Here is a 14,848-nt window from a genome sequence, read left to right as displayed (position 1 = left end):
ACGCACATCACACCCCTCGAGCGCCGGGACGCCCCGTGCTGACCAACCCCCGATCCGATCGGGTCAAGGCAGTGCGGTCGCTGTCCCGGCGCTCGGTGCGTGCTCGCACCGGTGAGTTCCTCGCGGAGGGGCCCCAGGCCGTCCGCGAGGCGGTCGCCTTCCGGCCCGACCTCGTCCGCGACATCTACGTCACCACCGAGGCGGCAGGGCGTCACGCGACCATCGTCACGGCCGCCCGCGAGGCCGACCTCTGGGTGCACGAGGTGACGTCCGACGTCCTGGCCGCCATGAGCGACACCGAGTCGCCGCAGGGCATCGCGGCCGTATGCCGGGTGCTGGACCGCCCCCTGCACGACGTCCTCGCGGGCCTGCCGACCGATGCGCTCGTGTGCGTCCTGACGAACGTCCGCGACCCGGGCAACGCCGGCACGGTCATCCGCGGCGCCGACGCGGCTGGCGCCGACGCGGTCATCGTCAGCGATGCGAGCGTCGACGTCTACAACAGCAAGGTCGTCCGCTCGACGGTCGGATCGCTGTGGCACGTGCCCCTTGTCGTCGGCTCCAGCGTGCCGGAGATCCTCCAGGCACTGCGCGAGCGCGGGGTGCGGCTGCTCGCGGCCGACGGCGCCGGCACCACGCTCCTGCCAGACGCCGACCTCACCGGGGCTCACGCCTGGGTGATGGGCAACGAGGCATGGGGCCTGCCGCTGGAGGTGCGTGACCTCTGCGACGACGTCGTCCGGGTCCCCATCCACGGTCACGCCGAGTCGCTCAACCTCGCCATGGCGGCGACGATCTGTCTCTACGCCTCGGCAGAGGCCCGCCGCGCGAGCCGCTGACAGCGCTCTCCCGGCGCTCATGACTATTCTTCGGCCATGACCTCCGTGGACGGGACCGGTGCACCGCGGCCCGTTTCGGCGTCGGTGGCCGAGCCCTTCGCCCTGACGGGCGAGCTGCTGCCCGACGGACTCGTCATCGTCGGGCGTGACCGACGGATCCACTTCGCCAACGCGGAGGCCCTGCGCATCCTCGACTGCGACGAGTCGGACCTCGTGGGCCGGGCCCTGTCCGAGGGCCTTCCGCTCACCGACAAGTACGGCCGCGACTGGTGGGCGCACACGGACCCGTGGAACGGTCTGGCCAGCCGCCCCGGTCACCGCGAGAAGCTCCTGGTGGCGCCGAAGGGGCAGGACGTCCTGGTCACCGCCCGCTACGTCCGGGCCGACGGTGACCACACCGTCGAACGGGTCATCCTCGGGCTGCGCGACGCCGAGGCCCGGCAGCGTGCCGAGCGCGACCAGGCGACGGTGCTGTCGACGGTGGCGCACGAGCTGCGGGCCCCCCTGACGTCGGTCACGGGTTTCACGAGCAGCCTGCTCCGGCGCTGGGACCGCTTCAGCGACGAACAGAAGCGCCTCATGATCGAGACCATCGAGGCCGACGCGACGCGCCTGACGCGCCTGATCACCGAGCTGCTCGACATCTCGCGCCTCGACTCGGACAGCCTCAACCTCCGGCTGGGTCCCGTCGACCTGCATGCCCTGCTGACGACGCACGTCGTCCGCTACGAGCTGGGTCGCTCGACAGGCACGGTCGACCTGCGGCTGGGGGAGGCGGCCCGCGAGCGGGGACTGCCGCAGATGTGGGCCGACACCGACCGGCTCGAGCAGATCTTCTTCAACCTCATCGAGAACGGTCTGCTGCACGGCGCCGGCAAGGTCACGGTGACGCTCGACCGCGGAGGCGTCCTCGGTGACGCGCCCGAGTCGGTGGTCGTGGAGATCGACGACGAGGGTGACGGCATACCCCCCTCCGACCGCGAGAAGATCTTCGGCCGCTTCTGGCACGGTCCCTCGAACGCGAGCACGGGTCTGGGCCTCTACGTCGTCCGGGGGCTCGTCGAGGCCCACGGGGGCACGGTGCTCGTCACCGACCGCGACGGGGGCGGCGCGCGCTTCGTCGTGACCCTGCCCGCCGGCCTGCCGGATGTCGTCGGCAGCTGACCCACCCACGGGACGGTCGGCGGCCCGCTTCGCCGCCGCCCCTAGACTGGGCAACCGCACGACAGCCACCCCGACAGCCACCGAGAACCCGAGCGAGAGCAGCGAACGCACGCCGATGTCCGGACCCAACACGAACTACGACCCCGTCGAGGTCTCCGCGCTCGACCCGGCGAACGTCGACGCAGCGGTGCTGGACGCGCTCACGGCGATCGCCGCAGCGGCGTCCCTCGACGACCTCAAGGCCGTGCGCATCGCGCACCAGGGGGAGAAGAGCCCGCTCGCCCTCGCCAACCGCGAGATCGGTGCGCTGCCGCCGAGCGCCAAGGCCGAGGCCGGCAAGCGCGTCGGCCAGGCCCGGGGCCGCGTCGGGCAGGCCCTGACGGCTCGCCAGGCCGAGCTCGAGGCCGAGCGCGACGAGCGCATCCTCGTCGACGAGCGCGTCGACGTCACGATGCCCGCGCTGCGGCACACCCCCGGCGCACGCCACCCCATCGAGCTCGTCGAGCAGCGCCTCGTCGACGCCTTCGTCGGGATGGGCTGGGAGGTCGCGGAGGGTCCGGAGCTCGAGAGCGAGTGGCTCAACTTCGACGCGCTCAACCTCGGGCCCGACCATCCTGCGCGGCAGATGCAGGACACCTTCTTCCTCGACCCCGTCGACTCGGGCCTCGTGCTGCGCACGCAGACCTCGCCGGTCCAGATCCGGACGATGCTCGAGAAGGAGCCGCCGATCTACATCGTGGCGCCGGGCAAGGTCTTCCGCACCGACGACCTCGACGCGACGCACACCCCGGTCTTCCACCAGATCGAGTGCCTCGCCATCGACAAGGGCCTGACGATGGCCCACCTGCGCGGCGCGCTCGACGCGTTCGTCCGCATCATGTTCGGCGAGGAGACGCGCACCCGCGTCCGGGCCAACTACTTCCCGTTCACCGAGCCGAGCATGGAGACCGACTTTCTCTGCTTCGCCTGCCACGGCGAGGAGACCTGGGGTAGCGCCGAGCCGTGCCGAACGTGCGGCGGCTCGGGCTGGATCGAGCTCGGAGGCTCCGGCATGGTCAACCGCAAGGTGCTGCGCACGTGCGGCATCGACCCCGACGTCTACTCCGGTTTCGCGTTCGGGCTCGGCATCGAGCGGGCGCTCCAGCTGCGCCACGGGGTCCAGGGGATGCACGAGATCGTCGAGGGCGACGTCCGCTTCTCGCAGCAGTTCGGGATGGGGGTCTGACATGCGTATGCCGCTCAGCTGGCTCGCCGAGTACACCGACCTCGCGCCCGGGGCCCGGGGCGCCGACGTGGCCGCCAGCCTCGTGCGCGTGGGGCTCGAGGAGGAGGACCTCCACGGTGGCGACATCACGGGTCCGCTCGTCGTGGGCCGCGTCCTGTCCTTCGAGCTCGAGCCGCAGAAGAACGGCAAGACGATCCGCTGGTGCACCGTCGACGTCGGCCAGAACGGCCAGATGCTGACCGAGGGCAAGCACCAGGAGATCGTCTGCGGCGCCCACAACTTCGAGGTCGGTGACCTCGTCGTCTGCGTCCTGCCCGGCGCCGTGCTGCCCGGAGGGTTCGAGATCGCCGCACGCAAGACGTACGGCCACGTCTCCAACGGGATGATCTGCGCCGAGGACGAGATCGGCCTCGGTCACGACCACGAGGGCATCATCGTCCTGCGCCGCCTGCTCGGCGACGAGAAGGCCGCCACGGTCCAGCCCGGCGACGACGCGATCGCCCTGCTCGGGCTCGGTGAGGAGACCGTCGAGACCAACGTGACGCCCGACCGTGGCTACTGCTTCTCGGTCCGCGGCCTGGCCCGCGAGTACTGGCACGCCCAAGGCAGTCCCGAGGGCGGCTACCGCGACCCGGCCGACATCCTGACGCCGCAGCCCAACACGAACGGCTACGCCGTCGAGCTCAAGGACGAGTCTCCGATCGAGGGCAACGACGGGTGCGACCGCTACGTCGCGCGGATCGTGCGGGGCCTCGACCCGACGCGTCCGTCGCCGGCGTGGATGAGCAAGCGCCTGACGCAGATGGGCATGCGTCCCATCTCGCTCGCCGTCGACGTCACCAACTACGTCATGCTCGCCCTCGGTCAGCCGCTCCACGCCTTCGACGTCGACCGGCTGTCCGGCTCGATCGTCGTGCGACGGGCCCGCGGTGGCGAGAGGCTGACGACGCTCGACGACGTCGAGCGCACCCTGCACCCCGACGACCTGCTCATCACCGACGGCGGCGAGCAGCCGCTCGCCATCGCCGGCGTCATGGGCGGTGCGTCCTCGGAGGTGTCCGACTCGACGACCGACGTCCTCATCGAGGCCGCGCACTTCGACCCGACGACCGTGGCGCGTTCGTCGCGTCGGCACCGTCTCATCACGGAGGCCTCCAAGCGCTTCGAGCGGGGCGTCGACCCGAAGGTCACCGCGGCCGCCGCGCAGCTCGCCGTCGACCTGCTCGTCGAGCACGGTGGCGGCACCGTCGACGACGGCGTGACCGACGTCGACCGGACGACGGAGCGCACGGCATACCTCCTCGACGTCACCGAGCCCGCGCGCATCGTGGGCGTGCACTACCCCCGTGAGCGCGTCGTCGGCATCCTGCGTGACCTCGGCTGCCGGGTCGACGAGGCCGGCGAGGGCACCGACGACACGCACGTGCTCGTGACCCCGCCGTCCTGGCGTCCCGACCTCGTCGACGCGCCCGACTACGCCGAGGAGGTCGCGCGGATCGACGGCTACAACAACATCCCGTCGATCACGCCGACCCCGAGCGACGGCCGCGGCCTGACCCACGAGCAGAAGGCGCGCCGGGTCGTCGCCGACGCGCTGGCCGGGGCCGGGCTGACCGAGGTCCTCAGCTACCCGTTCGTGTCGGAGGATCTCGCCGACCAGCTCATGCTGCCCGCCGACGACGACCGTCGTCACGCGGTCCGGCTGGCCAACCCGCTGTCCGAGGAGAGGCCGCTGCTGCGCACGTCGATCCTCGCGAGCCTCGTCGACACGCTGCGGCGCAACGTCGCGCGCGGCCACAAGGACGTCGCGATCTACGAGATCGGTCTCGTCTTCCGTCCGGGCGGTGCGCTCGGCACGGCGCCGATCCCGGGCGTGGCCTCTCGACCCGACGCCGACACCCTCGAGCAGCTGTATGCCGCAGTGCCCGCCCAGCCGCGCCGCGCCGGCATCCTCGCGACCGGCCAGGCCGAGCAGGCCGGGTGGTGGGGCCCCGGCCGGGCCGCCGACTGGAGCGACATGGTCGCCGCCGTGCAGACCGTGGCCGCCGCCCTCGCCGTCCCGGTCGTCGTCGCCAACGACCCCGGCCACGCCCCGTGGCACCCGGGACGGTGCGCGCGGATCACGCTCGCCGACGGCACGCTCGTCGGGCACGCGGGCGAGCTGCACCCCAAGGTCGTCGCGGCGCTCGACCTGCCGCCGCGCACCGTGGCGGCGGAGTTCGACGTCGACGTGCTCGTCGCCGCGAGCGCGGAACCGGTCCAGGCCCGCGCGTTCTCGACCTTCCCGCCGGCGATGACCGACATCGCGCTGCTCGTCGCGTCCGACGTGGCCGCTGCCGACGTCGAGGCCGCCCTGCGCTCCGGCGCGGGGGAGTCGCTCGAGTCGGTCGTCCTCTTCGACGTCTACGAGGGCGAGCGCATCGAGGCGGGGCACCGGTCCCTGGCCTACCGCCTCACCTTCCGGGCGCCGGACCGGACCCTGACGACCGACGAGGTCAACGGTTTCCGCGACGCAGCGGTCGCAGTCGCGGCAGCGGCGACGGGGGCCGTGCAGCGCTGATCCCTGAATGCACGAATATGCATTAGCGTGTATAGTCATGCATTGTGATCAGGGCAGCAGTGGCGGGGGCGAGCGGCTACGCCGGAGGAGAGATCCTCCGGCTGCTGCTCGCCCACCCGCAGTTCGAGGTCGGTGCCGTCACGGCGGCCAGCAGTGCGGGTGAACGACTCGGGGGCGTCCACCCGCACCTGGTCCCGCTCGCGGATCGCGTCATCGAGCCGACCACCGTCGAAACCCTGGCCGGCCATGACGTCGTCTTCCTCGCCCTGCCGCACGGGCACTCCGGCGCGCTCGCCGCGCAGCTGCCCGACCCGGTCGTCGTCATCGACTGCGGGGCCGACTTCCGCCTCGAGTCCGAGACGGCCTGGACCAACTTCTACGACACGGCGTATGCCGGCTCGTGGCCCTACGGACTGCCCGAGCTCCCCGGGCCGGCGGGCTCCGTGCAGCGCGAGCGGCTCGCCGGGGCGCGCCGCATCGCGGTGCCCGGGTGCTACCCGACGGGCATCTCGCTCGCACTCGCGCCCGGCTTCGCGGCCGGACTGCTCGAGGCCCAGGACGTCGTCGTCGTGGCAGCCTCCGGCACGTCCGGGGCCGGCAGGTCCCTCAAGCCCCATCTGCTGGGCAGCGAGGTGATGGGCTCGATGTCGCCCTACGGCGTCGGCGGCGGCCACCGGCACACGCCCGAGATCGAGCAGAACCTCTCGCGCGCAGCGGGGGAGCCCGTCACGGTCTCGTTCACGCCGACCCTCGCGCCGATGCCCCGCGGCATCCTCGCCACCTGCACGGCGCGTCTGCGTCCCGGCACCGACCCGGCAACCGTGCGCGCTGCCTGGGAGAGGGCCTACGCCGACGAGCCCTTCGTGCACGTGCTGCCCGAGGGCTCGTGGCCTGCGACGGCGTCCGTCGTCGGGAGCAACCACGTGCAGCTCCAGGCCGCCGTCGACGAGCGGCTCGGCCGGGTCGTCGTCGTGTCGGCCATCGACAACCTCACCAAGGGCACCGCCGGTGCAGCCGTGCAGTGCGCCAACCTCGCCCTCGGTCTCGAGGAGACCCTCGGCCTCCCGATCGCAGGAGTCGCCCCGTGAGCGCTCGTCCGACCGTCCAGCTCCCCGCCGGCTTCCGGGCGTCCGGTGTCACCGCCGGGCTCAAGACGAGCGGCACCCCCGACCTCGCCCTCGTCGTCAACGACGGTCCCGACCACCATGCCGCGGCGGTCTTCACGACCAACCGCGTCGAGGCGGCCCCGGTGACGTGGTCCCGCCAGGTCGTCGCCGACGGACGCGTCGACGCGGTCGTCCTCAACTCGGGAGGCGCCAACGCCTGCACGGGCACGCAGGGCTTCCTCGACACGCACCGCACCGCGGAGCACGTCGCCGACGTCCTCGGCGTCTCGGCCGGTGACGTCGTCGTCTGCTCGACGGGTCTCATCGGCGAGCTGCTGCCGATGGACAAGATCACCTCCGGTGTCGACGCAGCGGCGGCAGCGCTCTCCCCGGAGGGCCACGAGGCCGCGGCGGTCGCGATCAAGACGACCGACACGGTGCACAAGGTGGCCGGGCACGCCGGCGCGGGATGGTCGGTCTCCGGCATGGCCAAGGGCGCGGGCATGCTCGCCCCGGCCCTCGCGACGATGCTCGTCGTCCTGACCACGGACGCCGTCGTCGACCCGGCTGACCTCACTGCCGCACTGCGGGCAGCGACAGCCGTCTCGTTCGACCGCATCGACTCCGACGCCTGCATGTCGACCAACGACACGGTCGTCGTGCTTGCCTCAGGTGCCTCGGGCGTGACCGTCGACCGGGGCGGCCTGACGGAGGCGCTGACCGCCGTCTGCTCCGACCTCGCGCGCCAGCTCATCGCCGACGCGGAGGGTGCCGCCCACGACATCGCCATCGAGGTGGCCGGCGCCGCGAGCGTCGACGACGCCCTCGAGGTGGCCCGCGCCGTGGCCCGCAACAACCTCTTCAAGTGCGCGATCTTCGGCAACGACCCCAACTGGGGACGTGTCCTGGCGGCCGTCGGCACGACCCGGGCCGCCTTCGAGCCAGCAGCCCTGGACGTGACGATGAACGGCGTCCAGGTGTGCCGCTCCGGCGGGGTCGGCGAGGACCGGGCCCTCGTGGACCTCACGGCGCGAGAGGTGCACGTCCTCGTCGACCTGCATGCCGGCGCGGATTCGGCCACCGTCTGGACCAACGACCTGACCCATGACTACGTCCACGAGAACTCGGCCTACAGCACATGAGCGACATCACCGAACCGTCCCCGACGGGCTTCCCCCCGTCCTTCCCGTCAGCCGGTGACCCACCCGCCAACGTGCGCGGGCTCATCGACGCAGCCGCGATCCGCGTCGCCGCCGGCAAGGCCTCGACGCTCGTTGAGGCGTTGCCGTGGCTCGAGCGCTTCCGCGGCGCCCTCGTCGTCGTCAAGTACGGCGGCAACGCCATGGTGGACGACGCCCTCAAGGCCGCCTTCGCCGAGGACGTCGCCTTCCTTCGGTATGCCGGACTGCGGCCCGTCGTCGTGCACGGCGGCGGCCCGCAGATCAAGGCGATGCTCGAGCGGGTGGGCATCGAGAGCGAGTTCAAGGGCGGGTTCCGCGTGACGACGCCCGAGGCCATGGACGTCGTGCGCATGGTGCTGACCGGCCAGGTCGGGCGCGAGCTCGTCGGCCTGCTCAACCAGCACGGGCCCATCGCCGTGGGCCTGTCTGGCGAGGACGCGGCCCTGCTCGGCGCCCGGCGCCGCGGCACCGTCGTCGACGGCGAGGAGATCGACCTCGGCCTCGTCGGTGACGTCGAGAGCGTCAACCCCTCGGCCATCCTCGACATCCTCGACGCGGGCCGTGTGCCGGTCGTCTCCACCGTCGCGCCCGACCTCGACGTCGACGGCCAGGTCCTCAACGTCAACGCCGACACCGCAGCCGCCGCGATCGCCGTCGCGCTCGGCGCCGAGAAGCTCGTCGTGCTCACCGACGTCGAGGGGATCTACGCCGACTGGCCCGATCGTCGCTCCCTGCTCTCCACGATCACCGTCAGCGCAGCCCGCGAGCTGCTCACCCGGGTCGACCACGGCATGGTGCCCAAGCTCGAGGCGTGCATCCGGGCCGTCGAAGGGGGCGTGCCGCAGACGCACGTGGTCGACGGCCGCAAGCCCCACTCGATCCTGCTGGAGATCTTCACCGACGAGGGGATCGGCACCATGGTGCTGCCCGACATCACCGGTTCCAAGCCGGTCCCGGCCCCCACGCCAACCGCCGCCCCGACCGCGACACCCGAGGAGAACCCATGACCGTGGGCAGTGATCTGCTGGGGCGCTACGCCAGCGCGATGGTCCAGGTCTTCGGCACACCGCAGCTGGTCCTCGCCTCGGGTCATGGCTGCTGGGTCACCGACGTCGACGGCAAGCGCTACCTCGACCTGCTGTCCGGCATCGCCGTCAACGCGCTCGGCCACGGTCACCCCGCGCTCGTGCAGGCGGTCGCCAAGCAGGCCGAGTCGGCGATCCACCTCTCCAACTTCTTCACCTCGGAGCCGGCGATCACCCTCGCCGAGCGGCTGTTGTCGATCGCGGCGGCCCCGAGCGGGTCGGGCGTCTTCTTCGCCAACTCGGGGACGGAGGCGACCGAGGCCGCGATCAAGCTCTCGCGGCGCACCGGGCGCACGCGCATCGTGGCCCTGCAGGGCTCCTTCCACGGGCGCTCCACGGGCGCCCTCGCCCTGACCCACAAGGCCGCCTACCGCGAGCCCTTCGAGCCGCTGATCCCCGAGGTCGTCTTCGTCCCACCGAACGACGCCGATGCGCTCCGTGCCGCCGTCGACGACACGACGGCGGCCCTCTTCGTCGAGCCGATCCAGGGCGAGGCCGGCGTGCGCGAGCTGTCGTCCGACTACCTGCGTCTGGCCCGGGAGCTGACGGGCGCCCACGGCGCGCTGCTCGTCGTCGACGAGATCCAGACCGGGATCGGTCGCACCGGCGACTGGTTCGCCCACCAGGCCTCGGGCATCGTGCCGGACGCGATGACCCTCGCCAAGGGTCTCGGCGGCGGGGTCCCGATCGGTGCCCTCGTGACGTTCGGTTCCGACGTCACGGCCATGCTGACCGCGGGCCAGCACGGCACGACGTTCGGCGGCAACCCCCTCGCGTGCGCCGCCGGGCTCGCCGTCCTCGACACCATCGAGCGCGATCACCTGCTCGAGCACGCGCGGCACGTCGGCGCCCTGCTCGACCACGTCGACATCGAAGGCGTGGTCAGCACGCGGGGTCGCGGGCTGCTGCGCGCGATCGAGCTGGACGGCATACCTGCTCCTGTGGTCATGGCGGCCGCTCGCGATGCCGGCTTCATCGTCAATGCGGTGACGCCGACAGCCCTTCGTCTCGCGCCGCCGCTCGTCATCACCGAGGAAGAGCTCCAGGGCTTCCTCGACGCGCTGCCGGCGATCCTCGACGCTGCCCGCGCGACGGGGGAGGCGACGCCGTGAGCCGCACCCAGCGCCAGCGGCGCATCGTCGAGCTGCTCGGGTCCCACGAGGTGCACAGCCAGGGTGAGCTCTCCGACCTGCTCGTCGCCGAGGGCACCGAGGTGACGCAGGCGACCCTCTCGCGCGACCTCGTCGAGCTCGGCGCGGTCAAGGTGCGGCGCGGACGCGCCCTCGTGTATGCCGTCCCGGGCGAGGGCGGTGAGGTGGCCGCCGTCGGCTCGATCGGCGACGCAGCCTCGGCCCGGCTGCGACGCACGTGCGAGGAGCTGCTCGTGTCAGCAGCCGCCGCGGTCAACGTCGTGGTGCTGCGCACGCCACCGGGGGCTGCCAACTACCTCGCCTCGGCGATCGACCAGGCCCGCGACCCCGAGGTGGTCGGCACCATCGCGGGCGACGACACGATCCTGCTCGTCGCCGGCAGCGCCGAGCAGGCGGCCGCGGTGGCCGAACGTCTCCAGTCCCTCGCCGGCACGCGAGACTGAACCCACCTCGGCGGCACCCGCTGCAGCCGACACCGGACACCATGCCGACCCACGCTGATCACCCACGAGGAGAACCCGCGATGACCGATCCCACCCGCACGAGCGCCGCCGACGGCAGCGAGGGCGCCCCGGGCGCCCCGGCCGCCCGAGTGAGCCTCTGGGGCGGACGCTTCGCCGGCGGTCCCGACCAGGCGCTCGCCGCACTGTCGAAGAGCACCCACTTCGACTGGCGTCTCGCACCGCACGACATCGCCGGCTCGCGCGCCCACGCCCGAGTCCTCCACGCCGCGGGGCTCCTCTCCGAGGAACACCTCGCTGGGATGATCGAGGGCCTCGACCGCCTCGAGGCCGACGTGCTCTCCGGAGCGTTCACGCCCGCCGAGGACGACGAGGACGTCCACACGGCGCTCGAGCGTGGCCTCATCGAGCGGGTCGGCACCGACCTCGGCGGTCGCCTGCGCGCCGGCCGCTCGCGCAACGACCAGGTCGCGACGCTCTTCCGGATGTACCTCCGCGAGCACGCGCGCGTCGTGGGCGGTCTCGTGCTGGATGTCGTCGATGCCCTTGTCGCCCAGGCAGATCGACACCTCGGGGTCGCGATGCCGGGGCGCACCCACCTCCAGCACGCGCAGCCCGTCCTGCTCTCGCACCACCTGCTCGCCCACGCGTGGGCACTGCTGCGCGACGTCGACCGACTGCGCGACTGGGACGAGCGCGCGAACGCGTCGCCCTACGGCTCCGGCGCGCTTGCCGGCTCGTCGCTCGGTCTCGACCCGGAGGCCGTCGCGCACGACCTCGGTTTCGCCCACGCGGTGGAGAACTCCATCGACGGCACCGCCTCGCGCGACTTCGTCGCGGAGTTCTCGTTCGTGTCCGCCATGACGGCCGTCGACATCTCGCGCATCGCCGAGGAGGTCGTGCTGTGGGCGACGAAGGAGTTCTCGTTCGTCACGCTGCACGACTCCTACTCGACGGGGTCGAGCATCATGCCGCAGAAGAAGAACCCCGACGTGGCGGAGCTCGCGCGTGGCAAGGCCGGTCGCCTCGTCGGTGACCTCGCCGGTCTGCTCACGACGCTCAAGGCCCTGCCACTGGCCTACAACCGCGACCTCCAGGAGGACAAGGAGCCGGTCTTCGACGCCGTGGACACCCTCGAGGTGCTCCTACCGGCGTTCTCGGGCATGGTTGACACGCTGACCTTCAACACCGAGAGGCTCGAGTCGCTGGCGCCGCAGGGCTTCGCTCTCGCCACTGACATCGCGGAATGGCTGGTGCGTCAAGGGGTTCCGTTCCGAGTCGCCCACGAGGTCGCCGGCGCCTGCGTCCGCGAGTGCGAGCCGCGCGGCATCGAGCTCTGGGATCTGACCGACGAGGACTTCGCGCACATCAGCGAGCACCTGACGCCCGAGGTGCGGTCCGTGCTGTCCGTCGAAGGGTCCCTGGCGTCACGGGACGCTGTCGGCGGCACCGCCCCGGCCCGGGTCAGCGAGCAGCTCGCGGCTGCCCGCGACCGTCTCGCCGCCGCCCGCGGCTGGACGTCGGCGGCTGTCTGACGGGGCGGTTAGCGTGTCGTCGGTGAGCCCCGTCGAGACCCGGCTGTCCCGCGAGTTCTTCGCCCGCCCGTCCGTCGAGGTCGCGCCCGACCTGCTAGGGCGCCACCTGTCGTTCGGTGGGGTCGTGCTGCGCCTGACCGAGCTGGAGGCGTATGCCGGTGAGGTCGATCCCGGGTCGCACGCCTTCCGGGGGGAGACGCCGCGGACCCGGCCGATGTTCGGGCCTCCCGGCTTCACCTACGTCTACTTCACCTACGGGCACCACTGGTGCGTCAACCTCGTCGTCGGCGAGGAGGGGTCGGCCTCGGCGGTGCTCGTGCGTGCCGGAGAGGTCGTGGCCGGCGGCGACCTCGTCCGGGCGCGACGTGGGCCCGTGCGTGAGAGGGACTGGGCCCGCGGCCCGGGCCGGCTCGGGCAGGCGCTCGCCATGACCAAGGAGCACACCGGTCGGGACTTCTGCCGCCCCCCGCTCGGCGAGCCCATCGACCTCGTCGTGTCCCAGGGCGACCCGGCCCCGCCGGAGCGCGTGCGCGTCGGTCCTCGGGTCGGTGTCAGCGGACCCGGGGGTGACGGGACGGCCTACCCGTGGCGCTTCTGGGTCGAGGGCGAGCCGAGCGTGTCGACCTACCGTCCGGGAGTCGTGCGCCGCCGGAGGTGATGCCCGCCATGCGGGACCGGGAGGTACTCGTTGGCCCGCGCGCGACGGCATACGGCAGGCTGTGTCCGGGTGGGCAGGGAGCCCGCTGGACCGAAAGGACACCGATACCCGTGACCGACATCTTCGACGAGCTGCAGTGGCGTGGCCTGGTGGCACAGACCACCGACGAGGCGGCGCTGCGCGAGGCACTCGCCGAGGGGCCGATCACGCTGTATTGCGGCTTCGACCCGAGCGCCCCCTCGCTGCACTTCGGCAACTTCGTCCAGCTGTCCGTCATGCGCCGCATGCAGGCTGCCGGGCACCGGGTGATCTGTCTGGTGGGCGGGTCGACGGGGCTCATCGGCGACCCGAAACCTGATGCCGAGCGCGTGCTGCAGGACAAGGACACCATCGCGACGGCAGTGAGCCGCATCCAGCAGCTCGTCGGGCCGCTGCTCGACTTCGAGGGCGACAACGCGGCCGTGCTCGTCAACAACCTGGACTGGACGGCCCCGCTGAGCGCGCTCGACTTCCTGCGCGACGTCGGCCGGCACTTCCGCGTCAACCAGATGATCCGGAAGGAGGCCGTCGCTCGTCGCCTCGAGAGCGACCAGGGCATCTCCTACACCGAGTTCAGCTACCAGATGCTCCAGGCGCTCGACTACCTCGAGCTCTACCGGAGCCGTGGCTGCACGCTGCAGATCGGGGGCAGCGACCAGTGGGGCAACATCACCGCCGGCGTCGACCTGGTGCACCGGGTCGAGGGCAGGTCGGTGCACGCGCTCGCGACGCCGCTGCTCGTCGACTCGACGGGGCGCAAGTTCGGCAAGTCGGAGGGCAACGCCGTCTGGCTCAGCGCTGACATGACGAGCCCGTACGTCTTCTACCAGTACTTCCTCAACGTGGAGGATGCCTCCGTCGTCAGCATGCTCAAGGCGCTGTCGGACCGGACGCGCGAGGAGATCCTCGAGCTCGAGCGGCAGGTGGCCGAGGAGCCGTTCCGTCGGGCGGCTCAGAAGGCCTTGGCGGCCGACGTCACCACGCTCGTGCACGGTGCCGACGCGACGGCGTCGGTCCAGGCCGCCTCGGAGGCGTTGTTCGGCAAGGGGGACCTCGGTGGGCTCGACGCCGAGACCCTCGGTGACGCGACGTCCGAGCTCCCGGGGGCCCAGGTGCCCGTCGGGACGTCCGTCGTGGATGCCCTCGTGGCGGTCGGACTCGTCGACTCCCGCAACAGCGCGAGGCGTGCGATCGGCGAGGGCGGAGCGTCCCTCAACAACGTGAAGCTGACCGATCCCGAGCGGGTGCTCGGCGAGGAGGACTTCCTGCACGGCACGGTCGCTGTCATCAAGCGTGGCCGCCGCAACCTGGCGGCCGCGCGACGTGCGTGAGTCGCGCCGGCCCGGACGTGGCACACGGCCGTTGTAGAGCGAAAGTCGGCGTCTGAAGCGGCGGATCCCGTTGCAGGACAACGGGATCCGCCGCTTCTCGCGGTCACCGGGGTGCAGGGGAAGGCGGATTTGTGTTTCTCCGGAGGGCCGGGTTAATGTTCTCTTCGTCAGCCCGACAGGGAGGAACGGACGCCACCGCGGAGCGAGTCATCGCGAGCGAAGTTGGCCGGTCCCGGGGTTGGCGAGATGGTCCGAGGCGCCTGACGGAGTCGGGTAGCCTCGGAGTGCAGGAACCGCTCGTTCCGAGCTGGTCGCCTGGGTCGCCCCGATGGGGCGGACCGCGGGTTTGACTGGTCAGGATCCGGCGGGTAAGTTTGAAGGGTTGCCCCGGATGCCTTCTCGTTGAGGTGGTTGATGGTGTGTGTCCGATTCTTGAGAACTCAACAGCGTGTCAAAAATCGATGCCAATTACCTCGTCCCGGGGTCTGGCTCGGATTCATCCATGAGGGTGGT

The 14,848-nt window shown here is 71.8% G+C and carries 12 protein-coding genes; all 12 read left to right on the top strand.

The window, feature by feature from the left end; all coding sequences use genetic code 11:
* The first annotated feature begins 35 nt into the window (after window positions 1–35).
* Window positions 36–839: a TrmH family RNA methyltransferase gene (locus AB4030_RS14090; protein WP_442279834.1), complete on the top strand. Its 804-nt coding sequence runs from the start codon at window positions 36–38 to the stop codon at window positions 837–839.
* A gap of 36 nt (window positions 840–875) precedes the next feature.
* Window positions 876–2,003 (top strand): ATP-binding protein, encoded by a 1,128-nt coding sequence (locus AB4030_RS14085; protein ID WP_442279833.1) that lies wholly within the window; start codon window positions 876–878, stop codon window positions 2,001–2,003.
* 115 nt (window positions 2,004–2,118) lie between these two features.
* Window positions 2,119–3,228, top strand: coding sequence for a phenylalanine--tRNA ligase subunit alpha (pheS, locus tag AB4030_RS14080; RefSeq protein ID WP_442279832.1), 1,110 nt, complete (start codon window positions 2,119–2,121; stop codon window positions 3,226–3,228).
* Window position 3,229: 1 nt separating this feature from the next.
* Entirely contained in the window at window positions 3,230–5,788 is a 2,559-nt protein-coding gene (pheT, locus tag AB4030_RS14075; RefSeq protein ID WP_442279831.1) for a phenylalanine--tRNA ligase subunit beta, read from the top strand.
* A 44-nt stretch (window positions 5,789–5,832) separates the two neighbouring features.
* Window positions 5,833–6,876: an N-acetyl-gamma-glutamyl-phosphate reductase gene (argC, locus tag AB4030_RS14070; protein ID WP_442279830.1), complete on the top strand. Its 1,044-nt coding sequence runs from the start codon at window positions 5,833–5,835 to the stop codon at window positions 6,874–6,876.
* Window positions 6,873–8,036 carry a bifunctional glutamate N-acetyltransferase/amino-acid acetyltransferase ArgJ gene (argJ, locus tag AB4030_RS14065; RefSeq protein ID WP_442279829.1) on the top strand — a complete coding sequence of 388 codons (1,164 nt, stop codon included), beginning with the start codon at window positions 6,873–6,875 and terminating at the stop codon, window positions 8,034–8,036. Before argC ends, argJ begins: the two co-directional genes overlap by 4 nt.
* A complete protein-coding gene (gene argB / locus AB4030_RS14060) occupies window positions 8,033–9,082 on the top strand; it encodes an acetylglutamate kinase (RefSeq protein WP_442279828.1) in 1,050 nt (349 codons plus the stop codon). The genes argJ and argB overlap by 4 nt, the downstream gene beginning before the upstream one ends.
* Window positions 9,079–10,272, top strand: coding sequence for an acetylornithine transaminase (locus AB4030_RS14055; RefSeq protein ID WP_442279827.1), 1,194 nt, complete (start codon window positions 9,079–9,081; stop codon window positions 10,270–10,272). The genes argB and AB4030_RS14055 overlap by 4 nt, the downstream gene beginning before the upstream one ends.
* Entirely contained in the window at window positions 10,269–10,754 is a 486-nt protein-coding gene (argR, locus tag AB4030_RS14050) for an arginine repressor (RefSeq protein WP_442279826.1), read from the top strand. The genes AB4030_RS14055 and argR overlap by 4 nt, the downstream gene beginning before the upstream one ends.
* An 80-nt stretch (window positions 10,755–10,834) precedes the next feature.
* A complete protein-coding gene (gene argH / locus AB4030_RS14045; RefSeq protein WP_442279825.1) occupies window positions 10,835–12,307 on the top strand; it encodes an argininosuccinate lyase in 1,473 nt (490 codons plus the stop codon).
* A gap of 22 nt (window positions 12,308–12,329) precedes the next feature.
* Window positions 12,330–12,965, top strand: a complete 636-nt coding sequence (locus AB4030_RS14040) for a DNA-3-methyladenine glycosylase (protein WP_442279824.1) — start codon at window positions 12,330–12,332, stop codon at window positions 12,963–12,965.
* Window positions 12,966–13,075: 110 nt separating this feature from the next.
* Complete coding sequence (gene tyrS / locus AB4030_RS14035) at window positions 13,076–14,335, top strand: tyrosine--tRNA ligase (protein ID WP_442279823.1); 1,260 nt, start codon at window positions 13,076–13,078, stop codon at window positions 14,333–14,335.
* The last annotated feature ends 513 nt before the right edge of the window (window positions 14,336–14,848 follow it).

Origin of the sequence: Terrabacter sp. 2YAF2 (assembly GCF_052114705.1) — a bacterium.
Classification (GTDB): domain Bacteria; phylum Actinomycetota; class Actinomycetes; order Actinomycetales; family Dermatophilaceae; genus Terrabacter.
The sequence above is the reverse complement of the archived record's forward strand: the minus strand, read 5'-3'. Positions and strand labels throughout refer to the sequence as shown.